The sequence below is a fragment of the Ferruginibacter albus genome (assembly GCF_020042285.1).
Lineage (GTDB): Bacteria > Bacteroidota > Bacteroidia > Chitinophagales > Chitinophagaceae > Ferruginibacter > Ferruginibacter albus.
Window position 1 is genome coordinate 2,539,178 of sequence record NZ_CP083388.1, and the last position, 14,806, is coordinate 2,553,983.

The 14,806-nt window shown below is 35.4% G+C and carries 19 protein-coding genes; 8 read left to right on the plus strand and 11 right to left on the minus strand.

Features of this window, described 5'->3' with window-relative positions:
* Positions 1-4: 4 nt before the first annotated feature.
* From K9M53_RS11095 to K9M53_RS11130, 8 genes are all read left to right on the plus strand, one after another.
* Entirely contained in the window at positions 5-985 is a 981-nt protein-coding gene (locus K9M53_RS11095) for a PhoH family protein (RefSeq protein WP_224014847.1), read from the plus strand.
* Positions 986-1,202: 217 nt separating this feature from the next.
* The gene (locus K9M53_RS11100; protein WP_224014849.1) at positions 1,203-1,745 is read left to right on the plus strand and encodes a hypothetical protein; all 543 of its coding nucleotides are present in this window, start codon (positions 1,203-1,205) and stop codon (positions 1,743-1,745) included.
* A 19-nt stretch (positions 1,746-1,764) separates the two neighbouring features.
* Positions 1,765-2,142, plus strand: coding sequence for a VOC family protein (locus K9M53_RS11105; protein ID WP_224014851.1), 378 nt, complete (start codon positions 1,765-1,767; stop codon positions 2,140-2,142).
* 46 nt (positions 2,143-2,188) lie between these two features.
* Complete coding sequence (locus K9M53_RS11110) at positions 2,189-3,037, plus strand: sialate O-acetylesterase (RefSeq protein ID WP_224014853.1); 849 nt, start codon at positions 2,189-2,191, stop codon at positions 3,035-3,037.
* Between the two features lie 86 nt (positions 3,038-3,123).
* A complete protein-coding gene (locus K9M53_RS11115; RefSeq protein ID WP_224014856.1) occupies positions 3,124-3,519 on the plus strand; it encodes a hypothetical protein in 396 nt (131 codons plus the stop codon).
* Between the two features lie 26 nt (positions 3,520-3,545).
* A complete protein-coding gene (locus K9M53_RS11120; RefSeq protein WP_224014858.1) occupies positions 3,546-4,088 on the plus strand; it encodes an inorganic diphosphatase in 543 nt (180 codons plus the stop codon).
* A gap of 20 nt (positions 4,089-4,108) precedes the next feature.
* On the plus strand, positions 4,109-4,528 hold the full coding sequence (locus K9M53_RS11125; RefSeq protein WP_224014860.1) for a sulfite exporter TauE/SafE family protein: 420 nt from the start codon (positions 4,109-4,111) through the stop codon (positions 4,526-4,528).
* Between the two features lie 8 nt (positions 4,529-4,536).
* Positions 4,537-5,499: a ligand-gated ion channel gene (locus tag K9M53_RS11130; protein ID WP_224014862.1), complete on the plus strand. Its 963-nt coding sequence runs from the start codon at positions 4,537-4,539 to the stop codon at positions 5,497-5,499.
* Positions 5,500-5,502: 3 nt separating this feature from the next.
* Here the strand turns inward: K9M53_RS11130 and K9M53_RS11135 are convergent, their stop codons facing one another.
* From K9M53_RS11135 to K9M53_RS11185, 11 genes are all read right to left on the minus strand, one after another.
* Positions 5,503-6,096 (minus strand): TrmH family RNA methyltransferase, encoded by a 594-nt coding sequence (locus K9M53_RS11135; RefSeq protein ID WP_224014863.1) that lies wholly within the window; start codon positions 6,094-6,096, stop codon positions 5,503-5,505.
* A complete protein-coding gene (hisIE, locus tag K9M53_RS11140) occupies positions 6,096-6,689 on the minus strand; it encodes a bifunctional phosphoribosyl-AMP cyclohydrolase/phosphoribosyl-ATP diphosphatase HisIE (RefSeq protein WP_224014865.1) in 594 nt (197 codons plus the stop codon). Before hisIE ends, K9M53_RS11135 begins: the two co-directional genes overlap by 1 nt.
* Before the next feature lie 33 nt (positions 6,690-6,722).
* Positions 6,723-6,914, minus strand: a complete 192-nt coding sequence (locus tag K9M53_RS11145) for a hypothetical protein (protein WP_224014867.1) — start codon at positions 6,912-6,914, stop codon at positions 6,723-6,725.
* Positions 6,911-7,669, minus strand: coding sequence for an imidazole glycerol phosphate synthase subunit HisF (gene hisF / locus K9M53_RS11150; RefSeq protein WP_224014869.1), 759 nt, complete (start codon positions 7,667-7,669; stop codon positions 6,911-6,913). Before hisF ends, K9M53_RS11145 begins: the two co-directional genes overlap by 4 nt.
* A gap of 82 nt (positions 7,670-7,751) precedes the next feature.
* Positions 7,752-8,468 (minus strand): 1-(5-phosphoribosyl)-5-[(5-phosphoribosylamino)methylideneamino]imidazole-4-carboxamide isomerase, encoded by a 717-nt coding sequence (gene hisA, locus K9M53_RS11155; RefSeq protein WP_224014870.1) that lies wholly within the window; start codon positions 8,466-8,468, stop codon positions 7,752-7,754.
* A 57-nt stretch (positions 8,469-8,525) separates the two neighbouring features.
* Positions 8,526-9,113: an imidazole glycerol phosphate synthase subunit HisH gene (gene hisH, locus K9M53_RS11160; protein WP_224014872.1), complete on the minus strand. Its 588-nt coding sequence runs from the start codon at positions 9,111-9,113 to the stop codon at positions 8,526-8,528.
* The gene (gene hisB / locus K9M53_RS11165; RefSeq protein ID WP_224014874.1) at positions 9,110-10,255 is read right to left on the minus strand and encodes a bifunctional histidinol-phosphatase/imidazoleglycerol-phosphate dehydratase HisB; all 1,146 of its coding nucleotides are present in this window, start codon (positions 10,253-10,255) and stop codon (positions 9,110-9,112) included. Before hisB ends, hisH begins: the two co-directional genes overlap by 4 nt.
* Positions 10,248-11,297, minus strand: a complete 1,050-nt coding sequence (gene hisC, locus K9M53_RS11170; protein ID WP_224014876.1) for a histidinol-phosphate transaminase — start codon at positions 11,295-11,297, stop codon at positions 10,248-10,250. The genes hisB and hisC overlap by 8 nt, the downstream gene beginning before the upstream one ends.
* A 1-nt stretch (position 11,298) precedes the next feature.
* Positions 11,299-12,582 (minus strand): histidinol dehydrogenase, encoded by a 1,284-nt coding sequence (hisD, locus tag K9M53_RS11175; RefSeq protein WP_224014878.1) that lies wholly within the window; start codon positions 12,580-12,582, stop codon positions 11,299-11,301.
* Positions 12,582-13,433: an ATP phosphoribosyltransferase gene (gene hisG, locus K9M53_RS11180; protein ID WP_224014880.1), complete on the minus strand. Its 852-nt coding sequence runs from the start codon at positions 13,431-13,433 to the stop codon at positions 12,582-12,584. The genes hisD and hisG overlap by 1 nt, the downstream gene beginning before the upstream one ends.
* 267 nt (positions 13,434-13,700) lie before the next feature.
* Complete coding sequence (locus tag K9M53_RS11185) at positions 13,701-14,717, minus strand: dipeptide epimerase (RefSeq protein WP_224014882.1); 1,017 nt, start codon at positions 14,715-14,717, stop codon at positions 13,701-13,703.
* Positions 14,718-14,806: the final 89 nt, after the last annotated feature.

Below are 14,806 nucleotides of genomic sequence, written 5' to 3' on the forward strand. Positions count from 1 at the left end.
CACTTTGACAGAAGCTATCATTAACCTCGAAACCGTTAATCCCATAGAATTCTTTGGTGTAAACAACGGTAAACTGGACATTCTTAAAAAGAAATTTCCATTATTAAAGATCTTAAGTCGCGGCACACAGGTAAAGCTTAGCGGCTCTCCCGAACAAATCGTAGATGCAAAAGAAAAGATCGAGCTTATTGTGCAATACATTGAACGTAACGGGCACATGAGTGAGAATTATTTTGAGCAAATACTTGGCGGCGATGATCAACAGGTGGTTGACAATTTTGTTGACCGTAATCCGAACGAAGTATTGGTATTTGGTCCTAATGGTAAAACAGTAAGAGCACGTACCGCCAATCAAAAGAAAATGGTAGCAGCTGTAGACAAAAACGATATTGTTTTTGCTATTGGTCCTGCCGGTACCGGTAAAACCTATACAGCCGTTGCATTAGCTGTAAGAGCATTAAAAAATAAAACAGTTAAAAAGATCATTCTTACCCGCCCTGCGGTAGAAGCGGGTGAAAGCCTTGGTTTTTTACCCGGCGACTTAAAAGAAAAGATCGACCCGTATTTACGCCCGTTATACGATGCATTGGATGACATGATACCTGCAGATAAATTAGGCTATTACATGACCACGAGAACAATTGAAGTGGCTCCTTTAGCTTACATGCGTGGACGTACATTGGATAATGCTTTTATTATTTTGGATGAAGCACAGAATACAAACGATGGACAATTAAAAATGTTCCTCACCCGTATTGGTGCGAATGCAAAAGCTATTATCACCGGCGATCCTACACAGGTTGACTTACCTAAAAATCAACGCAGCGGTATTGAAAAAGCCTTGCGTATTTTAAAAAATGTAGACGGCATTTCTCATATCGAGCTGGATGAAGAAGACGTAGTACGTCATAAATTGGTTAAAGCGATTATTAAAGCGTACGATAAAGAAAAAGAGCGGGAAGATAATATTCAGCCTCATCGTTGATAATAATTTGTAATTAATTTTAAAAGCAGCCTTACAAGCTGCTTTTTTATTTTTATGAGCCGAATAGTTGTTCTTTATTCAACTTCGTTGTGTCACTCACTTGTACTTTTTATTCTTTATTAAGCTATTAACCAGCATTTATTTATTGCAAGTGATTTCTCTATATTTGATAAAAATGCGATTAATGAAAATCACTTTTTTCCTTGTCTTAATTCTTATGTCTTCAAGCATAAAATCCCAGGTGATTTTGATAAAAAACCATGTATATGTAGAAGAAAAACAAGCCGATTCAATTAATATTAAGTTAGATAGCATTTTAATTTTAAGCGTTGGACCTTCTACCACAAGGATTGTTCTAAACGATTTAAATGATTATTTATCTAAAAAATTGAGTAAGAAAAAAATCTTCACCTCTTATGCTTATTTGGGAAGAAATATTACGGATGCGAAAAAGGAATTTAAATTATTAAATACAGACGGATACAAAGCCATCTTACTTTTTTTACCTAAAGATTCTGCTTTTTTCGAAGTAACACATTCTTATTCTAACAGAGATAGAGAACCGGTTGTTTGGACCAGAACCGAAAATTTATATTATGAGCAGGCATTTGATTTTAGGTTTTATAAAGCTGGGCAAAATCCTGAAAAATTCTGGAATGCCCTTGTGGAAATTGATGGCGACCCAAGTGATAACTTTGCCACAAAGAAAATAGGCAATAAATTGATCTCTCTTTTTACAAAACATAAATACATACAATAGTATTATTCAAATTGTAATTATGAACACCGTTAGCTATTTCGAAATTCAATCATCAAACCCGACAAGAGAAATTGAATTTTATACAACAGTCTTTGATTGGAAGTTTATTAAAGAAGAATTTGTGCCAATAGAATATTATCGCATTGAAACAAACGGCATGAACGGCGGTCTTTTAAAGCGACCTGCCCCACTACCACCAACTCAATGTGGCACCAACGCCTTTACCTGCTCTATAATGGTCAATAGCTTTGATAAAACGGCAGCAAAGATCATAGCGAATGGCGGCAAAGTAGCCTTACCGAAATTTGCTATCCCTAAAAGATGCTGGCAGGGATATTTTTTAGACGCTGATAATAACGTGTTTGGGATCTTTGAAGTGAATGAAAATGCAGAATAATTATACACTATAAAACTTATAAAAGACATTAAGCGAATAATAAAATATGCAAGTATTTAAAACCAAAGCTTTACTTATTCTCCTTTTGTTCGTTTTTCTTTTTTCTGCATGCAGGAAAAAGAAAAGGAGCGATAGAACAAAATTCTTTCCTGAAGCTGAATTAAAGCCTACAATTATTCCTAAAAAAGAAAATCTCTGGGTTTTTATTATGGCAGGTCAATCAAATATGGCAGGACGTGGTTTTGTTGAACCTCAAGACACACTGCCTGATAACAGGATCTTTACAATAAATAAAAATGGCGATTTGATCATTGCCAAGGAACCACTTCATTTTTATGAGCCATCTCAAACAGGATTAGACTGCGGCTTATCTTTCGGAAAAGAGTTGAAAAAACACATTTCCGATAGTATTTCAATATTGCTTATTCCAACAGCAGTAGGCAGAAGTTCAATCACACAATGGATCAACGATTCAACGTTCAGGAATGTTACGCTGTTGTCAAACTTTAAACAAAAAGTAAAGATTGCTCAAAATTATGGACTCATCAAAGGTATTCTTTGGGATCAAGGAGAAACAGATGCTGAATCATTAAGTGATATTGATTTATATAAAGACAGGCTTAAGACACTGTTTATTAAATTCAGAAATGAAATTGGTAATAACTCTACTCCTGTACTTATTGGTCAATTAGGATCTTTTTCAACCAACATCACCAACTATCAAAAACTTAATGAGCAGATCGATAAATATGTATCTTCAGATAGTAATGCATCGATCATCACTACAAAAGACTTAATAGATAGAGGGGATAAAATTCATTTTAATTCCTCATCGCAAAGAATATTGGGGCAAAGATTTGCCGATAAGTTTATGGATAAATATATTGGGCGTTAAATTAGTAGAATGTATTTGTGTTAATGCATTGATAACATTACAAGTATAACGCAATATTGAGTAATTTAGCAATCCAAATAACTACAGTGAAAAAATATATAATACCATTCTTTGCTGCATTGTTCATTCTTTCGTGCAGCAGCAAAAAAGAAAGACCCACTACCGCATTAGACACGGGACGTGCTTTTATAAGAGCAACTTTAGACGGCGATTTTGATGAAGCAAAAACTTTATTGTATTCTGCTGATACAGGCAATGTACAATTGTTTGATCTATACAAAATGCAATACGAGCGTTCATCGGGTGCTGATAAAAACAGTTACAAGAGTGCAGATATTATCGTAAATACATATAATGATCTGAACGATTCTACTGCCATTATTAACTACGCTAACTCATACAAAAAAACTCCGCTTGAGATCAAAGTAATAAAAAAGAGTGGTTTGTGGCAAGTGGATTTTAAACACACGATCGGCGAATAATTTTATAACAAAAACAAAATTTAGAAATGTACGTTCTTCATCCATGGCACGGCGCATCTTACGGTAAAAAAGTGCCTGAAGTTGTAAATGGTTTAATTGAAATTCCGCAAGGTTCCCGGGCGAAATACGAAATTGATAAAACAACCGGCTTATTAAAATTAGACCGTGTGGTGTATTCTTCTTTCCACTATCCTATTAATTATGGATTTATTCCGCAAACTTTGGGTTTGGATGGAGATCCATTGGACATTTTGGTCATGTGCTCTGAAAGTATTCAGCCCTTATGTATGGTAGAAGCCACAGTTATTGGAAACATGCAGATGATCGATAATGGCGAAGAAGATGATAAAATAATTGCGGTAGCCACCAAAGATCCAACTGTAAATCATATCACAGATATCGATGAGTTACCGAAGCACTTCATTGCCGTTTTGAAAAATTATTTTGAGCAATACAAAGTGCTGGAAAATAAAGTAGTGGAGATTGATGATTTTCAAAATAAGCAATATGCCTATAATATTATTGAAGATGCGATCAAACTGTATCAAAAAACTTTTCCGGCTAAATAATGGCTGTTAAAAAAGTAAATATGGATATACAAACTGTACTGACAATAATTCTTGTTGGCTTAGCTGCGGGAATGTTAAGCGGCTTTGTAGGTGTGGGAGGAGGATTGATCATTGTGCCTGCATTAGTTTTATTCTTAGGCTTTTCTCAACACAATGCGCAGGGAACATCCCTGGGGCTACTTTTATTACCTGCCGGCATTTTAGCTGTACTGCAATATTACCGGCATGGCGATATTGACTTTAAGGTTGTTGGCTTATTAGCAATAGGTTTTGTAGCTGGTGGTTATTATGGAAGTAAGCTGGCATTGAGCCTTCCCCAGGATACGATAAAAAAAATATTTGCCGTGTTCATGATCCTGGTAGCTATTAAAATGTTATTCATCGATAAAAAGATATCAGAAAAGGCAAATCAAAAAAATGAACAACAACTGAAAAAATAAATTGCGTTATGAAAAATCGATTGGCAATATTGGTCGTTTTATTTGTTGCATTGCTTTCGCAATCAGTAGCAGCTGAAAATACAATCGATACAGTTTATACGGGGATTTATGTTACCAGCATTCATGACATAGATTTTAAACAACAGGAATATGCAATGGATCTGTGGTTGTGGCTACAGTATAAAAACAAAGATTTTGATTTTGAAAAAAACCTGGAGATACCACAAGCAAAAAGCTTTACCAAATCTTATTCTACAACTGACACCTCCGGCGGGCAGGTATTTCTTTTAATGAAGATACAGTGTGTGATGAAAGACTCATGGAAGATCAATAACTTTCCTTTTGATCAGCAAAACCTTCGTTTTTTTATCGAAAATGCAGAGTTTGACTCAAGGCAACTTGTATTTGCTGCCGATACTGCCGGACAGCATTTTGATCCTAAGTTTACACTAAAAGACTGGGATATTGACAGCTTTAAAATAAACATTGGCACAAAAGCTTATGAAACTGATTTTGGTGATGCTACCTTATCAACTCCTCATTCGGAATATAGTAGCTTTAAAGTCAAGATCGAATTAAAACGTGATGCGATGGGATTATTCTGGAAAATATTTCTAGGCATGTACGTAGCATTCCTCATCTCTTACATCTGCTTTTATATTCATGCTGATCATATCGACTCCCGTTTTGGACTAAGCGTAGGTGCCTTATTTGCAGTTATTGGTAATAAATATATTATTGATTCATCTCTACCAGATACTACTACATTTACACTGGTGGATACTTTACATGGCTTGACCTTGTTCTTTATTTTTGCTACAGTTACCTGCTCCGTATTTTCATTACAAATGGCAAAGAAGAATAAGATCAAAGAGGCAAATCGATTTGATAAGGTAATGGCAATCGTATTTCTAGTCACTTATATTGCGCTGAATGCTTACTTTATTTACAATGCGCATTTGTCAGCATAATAATTATTGAGCATCGTCAATAAAGCCCCAATCTGTTTGTAAGCTTTTTAATCTTTCAGGAGACAATTGTAGCTCATTATAATGTCCTGCATTTTGCTTTTGTCGAAAAGCTTCATAAACAGTAACAGCGCATGCCACAGAAATATTCAACGATTTTATTATACCAACCTGAGGAATGATAAAATTACCATCGCACATAGCTAATAATTCATCGCTTACTCCACTATGTTCATTACCAAATATTAAGGCAACAGGTTCCGTCAAATTCAATTCATGTAAAGAAACAGCGTCACTGCTTAAATGCGTTGCATAAATTTTTTTATAGTTTTTACGCAATTGTACAAAGCATTCATTGGCATCCGTAAACTGGTGAATGGTTAACCATTTGGCTGCACTGGAAGAACTTTTTGCTCCCCATTTTTTATGCGGTGGTATTTTATTGTTGAGTATATAAATATCCTGTATTCCTACTGCATCACAGGTACGCATAACCGCAGAAATATTATGCGGATCGAAAACATTTTCCAGCACAACGGTTAAACCGGGTTGGCGCTTGTTTAATACTGAGGTAAGGCGATCGTTACGTTCAGGAGTCATTATTTATGGCGTTCTTTTAATATAGCAATAATATCTTCCAGCTTAAATCCTTTTGCCTGCAACAATATTAAATAATGAAACAATAAGTCTGCTGCCTCATTCTTAAATAATTCATCGTTATTATCCTTTGCTTCAATTACTAACTCTACTGCTTCTTCTCCTACTTTTTGCGCCAACTTATTAATTCCTTTTGCAAATAATGATGCAGTGTATGATTTTTCTGTCGGATTATTTTTTCTATCGCTGATAATATTTTCTAATTGAGATAAGAAATCATTGGAAACATTTTTTTCATCCCAGCAGGTATCAGCGCCGGTATGACAAACAGGTCCAACAGGTTCAGCTTTTATTAATAAGGTATCATTATCACAATCCACTTTAATGTCTTTCAACAATAAAAAATTCCCACTCTCTTCACCTTTTGTCCACAAACGGTTTTTACTGCGACTAAAGAAAGTTACCTTGTTCAATTCTTTGGTCTTTGTCAAAGCTTCTTCATTCATGAAGCCCAGCATTAATACTTTATTAGTAACGGCATCCTGCACAATTGCAGGAACCAAACCATCGGTATATTTTGCAAAATCTATTTTCATTATTATAATTATTTTGTAACGATCATTTGTACTCTATTCATCCTTAGTTGTGTCACTCATTTCATCTATTTGATCATTATTCGTCTTATTTTTTAATAGTTGAATCAACTCTTCCTGTTTATTTAGCATTTGCTCATGCCGGTTTTCTCTACGAGCTCTGCTTTTATCATTAACAGATTTAAAAATATAAATAGCAATTGCAAGCCCCAATAAAATTAAAATCATACCCGAACATTTACATCATTTACCGATAAATATTCTTTCAATTCAGGAATACCAATTTCTTTATAATGAAAGATGCTTGCTGCTAAAGCCGCATCAGCATTGGCATTTTCAAACACTTCTTTAAAATGCTCCATTTTCCCGGCTCCTCCGCTTGCTATTACCGGAACAGAAAGCATATTCGATAAGATACCTGTTATATCCAATGCAAAGCCACCTTTTGTTCCATCATTATTCATTGATGTAAGCAATATTTCTCCTGCGCCTAATTCAACTGCTTGCTTTGCCCAGTCAATAGCTTTGGTTTCTGTTTTTGTTCTTCCACCATTTAAGTAAACATACCATTCGCCGTCCTCTTCTTTTTTTGTATCAATTGCCAAAACCACACATTGACTACCAAATGCTTTGCTCAGATCGTTTATTAACTGTGGATTTTTATAGGCTGATGTATTTACTGAAACCTTGTCTGCTCCATTTTTCAATAACACTGAAACGTCTTCTACTGTTGATATTCCACCACCCACTGTAAACGGAATATTTATGGCAGCAGCTACCCGTTTAACTAATTCAACTAACGTTTTACGTTTTTCAACAGTAGCAGTAATATCTAAAAACACTAATTCATCTGCACCTTGCTGCGAGTATAGCATTGCCAGTTCAACAGGATCTCCTGCATCACGAATATCAACAAAGTTTACACCCTTAACGGTTCTTCCTTCTTTAATATCCAAACATGGTATGATTCTCTTTGTTAACACCTTTGTTTAATTAATAATTAAGAATTTTTTCAAGCCGTTGAGCTGTTACAATTATGGACAAACTTTCCACCTTAAACAATTATCAATTTTTAATTGTTAATTGTTCCAACGTAATTCTCCCTTCATAAATAGCTTTCCCGATAATCGCTCCGCTACAACCAATTTCTTTTAATTGAATAACGTCTTCCATTTTACTAACTCCACCACTTGCGATCAAACTCACTTCAGGATGTTGTTCCATTATTTTTTCATAAAGCTCAATCGATGGACCTTGCAATACGCCATCTTTAGAAATATCCGTACAAAAAATATTGTTTACTCCTAACGCGATCATCTTCCCGATAAAACTGAAAATATCAATCCCTCCATCTTCCAACCAACCGCTGATCTTTATTTTTTCATCCAATACATCGGCACCAATTAAAAATTTATCCGCACCAAACTCCAGCAACCACTCTTCCAATACTTGTGGTTGCTTTACTGCTAAGCTACCAATTGTAACGATCGCCGCTCCTGCATTAATAATATTTCCTACATCAGTAATGGTCTTTACACCTCCGCCAAAATCGATGATCAATTTTGTTTGTTTAACAATTGCTTCCAGCACGTTTAGGTTTACGATCTTTCCGGCTTTTGCTCCATCTAAGTCCACTACATGCAGTCGCTTTATTCCTGCATCTTCAAATTGTTTTGCTACTTCAACAGGATTATCATTATACACTTTCTGTTGTGCGTAATCGCCTTTTGTAAGACGAACACATTTACCATTGATTATATCTATTGCCGGAATGATTTCCATTATTTATTTTTTTGCCGGGAAGGCGGGAAGATGAAAAACGACTTACCGTCTTTCCGGCTATTTAATATTTATAAAATTCTTTAAAATTGTTTCGCCAATCGTTCCTGATTTTTCAGGATGGAATTGTACCGCATAGAAATTATCTTTCTGCAATGCAGAACTGTAGGGCAAAACATAATTAGTTGTCGCTACAGTTTCCTTACACAGTGCTGCATAATAGCTATGAACAAAATAAACATACGCATCATTGGGCAAGTTTGCAAACAATGGCGATTTGTAATCATAGATATTATTCCATCCGATCTGTGGCACTTTAACGTCCTTTGAAGGAAACAATTTTACGACAGTGTCAAATATTCCTAAACATCTCGTATCTCCTTCTTCGGAATGATTGCATAATAATTGTAATCCGAGGCAAATACCCAACACCGGCTGCTTTAACGAAACAATGAGTCTATCTAACTCACGCTCTTTTAAATATTGCATAGCCGCATTCGCATGTCCAACACCGGGAAAGATAACTTTATCTGCTTTTATTATTTCATCAGCATTGTCTGTCACAATTGCGTTTACACCTAACCGTTGCAAAGCGTATAACACGCTTTGCACATTGCCTGCATTGTATTTTATAATTGCGATACTCACAGCACTCCTTTTGTTGAGGGTAATGAATTATTATTAATATCTCTTTTAACTGCCATTTTAATTGCCTTTGCAAACGCTTTGAAAATAGCTTCTATTTTATGATGCTCATTATCACCTTCGGCTTTGATATTGAGATTTGCTTTTGCTGCATCACTGAATGATTTAAAGAAATGGAAGAACATCTCTGTCGGCATTTCTCCAATCTTTTCTCTTTTAAATTCAGCTTCCCAAACGATCCAGTTTCTTCCACCGAAATCAATAGCAACTTGTGCCAAGCAATCATCCATTGGCAATAAAAAGCCATATCGTTCTATGCCTTTCTTATTACCTAATGCTTTTAAAAATGCTTCGCCTAAAGCAATCCCTATGTCTTCTATCGTGTGGTGTTCATCAATATGCAGATCTCCTTTACATTCAACATTCAAATCAATACTTCCATGACGGGCAATTTGATCCAGCATGTGATCAAAAAATGCTAACCCCGTTTTTATATCAGCTTTTCCTGTTCCATCTAAATTTAGCTCAATATCGATCTTTGTTTCATTGGTATTTCTTGTATGCTTTACTATTCGCGGGGGTAATTTTAAAAATTCATAGATATCCTTCCAGTTGGGTGTTTCCAACGCTACAGTATCTTTTCGAAGTGTTTCTATAGCATCTTTAATTTCTTTTGCTCCCAATGAAACATCATTACTTAACCAAATGGCTTTACAACCTAAATTCTTTGCCAATTGAACATCGGTTATTCTATCGCCAATAACAAAAGAATTCGCAAGATCGTATTCAGGATTGTTGATGAATTTAGTTAACATTGCTGTACCCGGCTTACGCGTAGGTGCATTATCTTTTGCAAAAGTTCTATCAATAAATACATCATCAAACTGTATCCCTTCGTTTGATAAGCTATTGAGAATAAAATTTTGAACCGGCAAAAAGGTTTCTTCCGGAAAAGATGCAGTTCCTAATCCATCCTGGTTGCTTACCATCACCAGCTTAAAATCCAGTTCTACAGCTATTCTTGATAAATAACTGAATACACCCGGATAAAAAACAAGTTTATCAAATGAATCTATTTGATAAGTTGGCGGTGCTTCTTTTATTAAAACACCATCTCTGTCTATAAACAATATCTTCTTACTCATATTTATTCAATAAGTTTAGTAATTGTTTGTTTTCTTCCGGCGTGCCGATGGTGATGCGCAAACAATTTTCACACATTATTTCTTTACTTCTGTTACGAACGATAACACCATTGCCTGCCAGGTAATCATATAACTTATCGGCATCATCTACTTTCATTAAAAAGAAATTAGCATCGCTTGGATAAATAGTTTGTACAAAAGAGAAGTTTAATAATTCTTTTGCAAGATCTTCTCTCTCTGCTACAACTTCTTTGATCCAATCGTTCACCACTCCAGTATTTACTAAAGCATCCAATGCCAGCATCTGCGAAGCTTTGTTCACATTATACGGCGGCTTTACTTTATTAAACACATCTATTATATCCAACGATGCGTAAGCAAGTCCCAATCGTAAAGCCGCTAATCCCCAGGCTTTCGATAAAGTTTGCATTACAATTAAATTAGAGTATTCTGTCAGCTCCTGTATAAAAGATTTTTGCGACGAATAGTTAATGTATGCTTCATCAATGATAATGATACCCGGAAAATTATTTAACAGTAGTTCTACATCACTTCTATTCATATTATTTCCTGTGGGATTATTAGGAGAACACACAAAAAGAAGTTTTGTATTTTCATCTACTGCATTTAAAATACCTTCTACATCTAACTGAAAATTGGGCAATAGATTTACTTTTTTAATGGCTACATCATTAATATTAGCGCTTACTTCATACATTCCATATGTAGGCGGACAAACGATCACATTATCCTTTGCAGGGTTGCAAAAAATACGATATGCAAGGTCAATTACTTCATCACTCCCGTTACCAATAAAAATATTTTCAGCAGGAACACCCTTTATCTTAGCCAACTGAAATTTCAACTGCCATTGCAATGGATCAGGATAACGATTAAATGCATCTACTAGCGGTGAGCCGTAAGCATTTTCATTCGCATCCAAAAAAACAGAAGCCTCACCGGTAAACTCGTGTCTTGCCGATGAATAAGGCTTCAGCTTTTTTATATTATCTCTTATTAAATTTTCCAATTCAAATTTCATCTTACAAATTTTTTAACCTGATACTTACTGCGTTCTTATGAGCATCTAATCCTTCTGCAGCAGCCATTGCTTCTACAGCGCTTCCGATATTTTTAATTCCTTCTTTATTTAATTGTTGAAAGGTTATCTTCTTTACAAAACTATCTAACGATACGCCGCTGTATGCCTTTGCATAGCCATTAGTCGGCAATGTGTGATTGGTGCCAGATGCATAATCCCCCACACTCTCAGGAGAATAATGTCCCAAGAAAACACTTCCTGCATTTACCACGAGTTCTGATAATTTCTTAGCATTATCACTGGCAATTATTAAATGCTCTGCTGCATATTCATTCAAAAGATCAAAAGCTGTATCCGCATTTTCCATCACAACAAAACGACTATTTGCCAACGATTTTTCTGCAATCTCTTTTCGGGATAATAACGATAACTGTATTTTGATCTCTTTTTTTACTTTATCAATTATTGTTTGTGAATTAGCCACCAACAAAACCTGGCTATCTACACCATGTTCTGCCTGGCTTAACAGATCGGCCGCCACAAAAGCTGCTTCAGAAGTTTCATCAGCATATACTGCTACTTCACTTGGGCCCGCCGGCATGTCGATCGCAATACCATCTTTATTTATTAATTGCTTAGCGCAGGTTACATATTGATTACCCGGGCCAAAAATTTTGTATACCTGCGATACAGTTTTCGTTCCGTAAGCCATTGCCGCAATTGCCTGCACGCCACCGACCTTATAAATATTTTTTAATCCTATCAATTGCGCTACATATAATATTACAGGATTTACTTTGCCTTTTTTATCTGAAGGAGTACAAACTACGATCTCGCTACAACCCGCTATAGTAGCAGGTATTCCTAGCATCAACAATGTAGAAAATAAAGGCGCTGTGCCTCCCGGAATATACAATCCAACTTTTTGAATAGCAACCGGTTTACGCCAACATAAAACATGCTTAGTAGTTTGAATTTGCCTTACTGCCTCCTTTTGACTTTCGTGAAAAACCGTAATATTCTTCTTGGCTAATTCGATTGCTTCTTTTAATTCGTCACTAACTAAACCAATTGCTTCATTAATTTCTGCTTCAGTTACTTTTAAATCACTCAATTCAACGCCATCAAATTTTGTTGTGTACTTTTTTATTGCAGCATCGCCATGCTGCTTCACATCTTCCAATATAGCAGCAACAGTTGCTTCCAACGATTTATTATCGATCGTTGGTCGCTTTAAAATTTCGTTCCATTGCGCTTGAGATGGATTTATAAAAACATTATTCATTAGACTATCATTTTTTCAATCGGCATTACAATAATACCTTCCGCATCAAATTGTTTTAGTTTTTCAATTACTTCCCAAAAATCATTTTCATTCACTACGCTTTGCACACTGCTCCAGCCTTCTTCTGCCAAAGGCACTACAGTCGGGCTTTTCATGCCGGGCAACAACGAAAAAATATTTTTCAATTGTTTGTTCGGCGCGTTCAACATAATGTACTTATTATTCTTTGCCGTTTTAACAGAGTTAATACGTAACAATAATTTTTCCAGTATTGCTTTCTTTTCTGCAGATAAATTTTTATTAGCAGTTAATACGGCTTCTGATTTTAAAATAACTTCTACTTCTTTCAACCCATTGGTGAAAAGAGTGCTGCCGCTACTAACTAAATCACAAATGGCATCTGCCAAACCAATGCTTGGCGCTATTTCTACAGATCCACTGATCTCATGCACTTCCGCATTTACTTTATTATCGGCTAAATATTTTTGCAACAACACGGAATAACTTGTAGCGATCTTCAATCCATCCAGGTCTTTTACAGAATTATACTCAATAGATTTTGGAACAGCAATACTTAAGCGACACTTTCCAAATCCTAAGCGATAAACCAAATCAATATCCTTCGCTTTTTCAAGTAAAACATTTTCACCAACAATTCCTATATCTGCCACATTATCATAAACGTATTGCGGAATATCATCATCACGCAAAAAATAAACTTCTATAGGAAAATTAAAGGCAACCGCTTTTAATTGTTTGTTGCCATTGTTCAACTCAATTCCACATTCTTTTAAAAGCTTGATGGAATCTTCGTACAGTCTTCCTGATTTTTGAATTGCAATTTTCAGCATTTTATAATTATTATGTTATCGACTTTTATAATCCTGTTAAACATTCTTGTGTCACTCACTTATGCTTTTTCAGCCTTTATTCAGCTAAAAAACAAAGGGCTCACCTTAGTAAGCCCTTTGCAAGTTATGTTCAGCACATACAAATCAAAATAGCTTACCCGTTGGCAAGTGTATGATGATGGTGTGTATGTGTATTTTGTATCATTTGCGATGCAAAGAAAATACGAAGATTTTATTTTTCCAAATAAAATTTAATGCTCCTGTCCATTAAAGTGAAATATCCTGAAGACCTAAGCCTGGTAAGGAATTGTATAAAATACTGCCATTATCAAAATTTATACCTTCTCCCATATTTTCTGACAATAGTAAAGTTCCATCCATATCAACATAATCTAATAAAGGTGCTAATTGTGCAATAGCTGCAGTCCCAACAGCCGTTTCATTCATACAGCCGACCATTACTTTTAAACCTAATTCTCGTGCTTTTGTGATCATTCTTCGTGCAGGTGTTATGCCGCTACATTTTGTAAGCTTAATATTAATACCATGAAAATGATTTACACATTTCTCCACATCAGCTTCTATAACACAAGATTCATCTGCAATAACCGGCAATGCAGACTCTTTGAATAAAATCTTCATCCCTTGCCAATCATCTTTTGCCAAGGGTTGTTCTACAAACTCAACTCCCAACGCTTTTAATTGAGGTATTTTATTCAATGCCTGTTCCAATGTCCATGCTGCATTGGCATCAACCCTAAAAATCGCATTAGTGTGTTTTCTTAATTCAGCTACTGTTTCAATATCATTTTCAAAACCTACTTTTATTTTATAGATCGGCCAAGGTTTTTCTTTTATCTTTTCAACCATCTTTTCTATTGTATCAATGCCAATCGTATAATCTGTAAGTGGTGCTTTTGAGATATCTAAATTCCACAACTCATGCAATTGCTTTCTTTTCAGTTTCCCATATAGATCCCATCCTGCCATATCCAACGCACACACCAAAAAATTATTAGCAGGATATAAATGATGCAGGTAATGCCAATAACGTTCAGGGTCAGTAAAGGAAAATTTTTCTACAAATTGTTTTTTTCGTTCCAGGTCTTCTATCATCTTTTCTACAGTGATATTATAATAGTTGATCGCCGGCGCTTCGCCATACCCCTTGACACCAAAGTGTTTCAGCGCTACTATTAAGGTAGGTTGATGAGTTTTAGTGCCTTTTGAGATAGTAAAAGGATATTTAAATGGAAGATTAAATTGTTGGTATGAAACTTTCATATACTAAAGGGATAAAATTAGTTCTTTCTTTTCACGCAAAAACGCAAAGTAAATAAGCCGCTAAGAAAGTTTATTTTGCATGCCCATAT